Annotated in this window: 3 protein-coding genes and 1 pseudogene; all 4 read right to left on the bottom strand. The window is 45.1% G+C overall.

From position 1 onward, the window contains the following. Nucleotides 1-53 precede the first annotated feature (53 nt). Nucleotides 54-443 (bottom strand): methyltransferase domain-containing protein, encoded by a 390-nt coding sequence (locus F6K49_RS40910; protein ID WP_293106726.1) that lies wholly within the window; start codon nt 441-443, stop codon nt 54-56. 76 nt (nt 444-519) lie between these two features. Next, nucleotides 520-1254 carry a class I SAM-dependent methyltransferase gene (locus F6K49_RS40915; RefSeq protein ID WP_293106729.1) on the bottom strand — a complete coding sequence of 245 codons (735 nt, stop codon included), beginning with the start codon at nt 1252-1254 and terminating at the stop codon, nt 520-522. Nucleotides 1255-1406: 152 nt separating this feature from the next. Continuing rightward, nucleotides 1407-1943: a Uma2 family endonuclease gene (locus tag F6K49_RS40920; protein WP_293074724.1), complete on the bottom strand. Its 537-nt coding sequence runs from the start codon at nt 1941-1943 to the stop codon at nt 1407-1409. A gap of 114 nt (nt 1944-2057) precedes the next feature. Then, nucleotides 2058-2521 (bottom strand): annotated as a pseudogene (locus F6K49_RS40925) (sodium:glutamate symporter); the annotation flags it as partial.

Below are 2521 nucleotides of genomic sequence, written 5' to 3' on the forward strand. Positions count from 1 at the left end.
TATGACCAGAGATGAGTTAGAAAAAGGTCTAGTTGATTGTTGTGATTCTTTGACTAAAGAACAAATAACAAAATTGTTTTCTTATTGCTGCTATTGTAACTAATATAAGCGCAAACCGCTATAATCTCTACATTGGGATACTGGGCACAATTTTGTCGCGCTAGCTTACAAGCAGACTCACTGGGTTCTATACAGACCATTCTAAAGCCTAATTCTCCAAACGCTGTAGTTACAGTTCCCGGTCCACATCCTATTTCCAAAATTGTGGCATCATCTGGGAGTTTGGCTAACTCTACAGCCCGATCAACTATCGTTTGAGGATAGGTTGGTCTGGTTCTGTTGTAGGCATCTGCTACTGAATTAAACCAGGTCTGGTTTTGTTGTGACGTTCTGATATCTGCTACTAGCTTGAACCAGTTTCCGTCTTGTGACAAATCTTGCATAAATGGTTGCTTATTAATGATTGGTTGTTGTCAGGTAAGCGGAAAGATCACAATAATTTGACCCAGGTACTTGATTCTACGGCCTAGGTTCCTCTGTTGTTGCCACTATCCCTCCAAATACTGCCATACCATAATACTTCCAAGGCACTGCCACCGAGGCAAATCCAGCAGTTGTCAGCATTTGTAAATGGGCATAAGTGGTGGTAAAGCGATCAGGACCAGAATAACCCTCAGAGATACTCGTTCCGAACTTAGCGCGAACTTCTGCTAGGGTCGTTCCCTGACTTTGCGCCCAATCCTCTCGCCTTTCCTGGTAAACTTGCTTGAGGGCTGGTGATTCTGGCAAAACCCGGTCAGCATTCCAAAACACGCCCCCTGGGTTGAGACTTTTCCGAATTCGCTGAAATAACTTCAGCTTCATCTCATCGGTAAGATGATGGATGGCAAAAGAGGAAACACAGACATCAAATTGTTCTGGTAATGATAAGTTGTCATTCGCCCAGTCACCAAAATCTCCCTCGTACGCTTTCCATCTATTGCTATATCCAGCCTCCTCAATTTTTGCACGGGCAAAGGCCAGCATTCGGGGGGAATAATCTAGCGCAATGACTTCGGCATTCCGACAGCGATCAAGGATTTTAAAACTCGTTTCGCCAGTACCGCAACCTAGATCCAGAATTCGCTGGGCAGAAGGAGGAGTACAACGGGCTAAAACATCCAGAATTTCCTCATAGCGAGGCATTAGCTGGCGAATACCACTATCGAAGTTGGCAGTATCTGCAAAAACTTCTCCTTGAAAAATCTCTTTCATCAAATTAATGTTGGTATCTATGACTACTAATATAGGGATTTGTAGAGCAATAAAGTATACAAGCAGTGTTTAATTTAATGTAAGGAACCTCAATACCCAACATTATCACTCTCGGGCATAAAATAGCAGAAAATTAAGCAAGGGGCAACGATCTATGATCGCCGAGTCATAGCCATTACCCCGTTGACCGTAAGTTCGGGTAGAATGCCTAAGCTTGGTAGAATGTCTTCTCCTGAACAGACTATGGGTAGGTCATCTCCCTGCCAGACCCAAATCTGCTGACGAGCGAAATCGATTAACCAGGCTAATTGTGTTCCATTACTGAGGCAATGAAGAATTTTGTTTTGCAAGTTTAAAGTGCTTTGGTCAGGGGAACGAATTTCAATCAGCCAATCGGGTGCTCCATCAAGGGGTCCGTCCTGATCGGGAAGATGATCCCAGGCAACGATAGCAATATCTGGTACTGGCGAGTAGGGAGGTATGATGCAGCGTAGCTCCTGTACCGCTTCAAATCGATTGGTTCGATCATTGATGTAATTAACCAGATTGCGTTGTAGGCGGGAGTGAAAGAGGGTTGGCATTGGTTTTTGGACTGCTCGCCCATCAATTAATTCCCATGCCGGAGAAGCCTCAATATTGGGTTGAGTGAGAAATTCTCGGAGGGCAATCCTTGGAATCGACTGGGTCATAGCTGCTTACAAAATTTCACCAGCTTAGTTTACACCAACCATAGTAGAGCCCAAATCTCCCCCAGGGTTGCGCAAGAGAAGCATGCTTCCCTTGCCTGATCACCGAGTAACCCTTTATAAATTAGCTTGCCTAACAGTCTTTCTCATCCGCTTAAAGTTCCACAGACCAAACATTAACCAGAAGGCTAGTAATCCTGTTGTTAGCAGTAACACTACCGAAGGGCCAAATTGCACAATCAGTGCTGGTGCAGCAGCAGTAAACAAGCCACCACCTACTATCGGTTCAAAGAACAACTGTTTGTAAGCGAAACTCTCAAAAGCACCGGTATGGTTATCTGGGTCTACCATCTGGATCAACAAGATACCGGTTGCTGTCACTCCCATGGATTGTCCCATGTCGCCGATGCCACGCTCAAACCAGTATCTGGGGAGTATACGGGGTGCGAGGAACACAAATGCCCAGATGTTCCAGACGATGCCAGCGATCGCAAGAATTAAAAATGGCAGGAGGTTGTTTCCCAGCACTCTTAGGGAAATCGACGCTAATGCGGTCACAATTACCACATCTAACGCTACCC

Source organism: Moorena sp. SIO3I6, assembly GCF_010672095.1.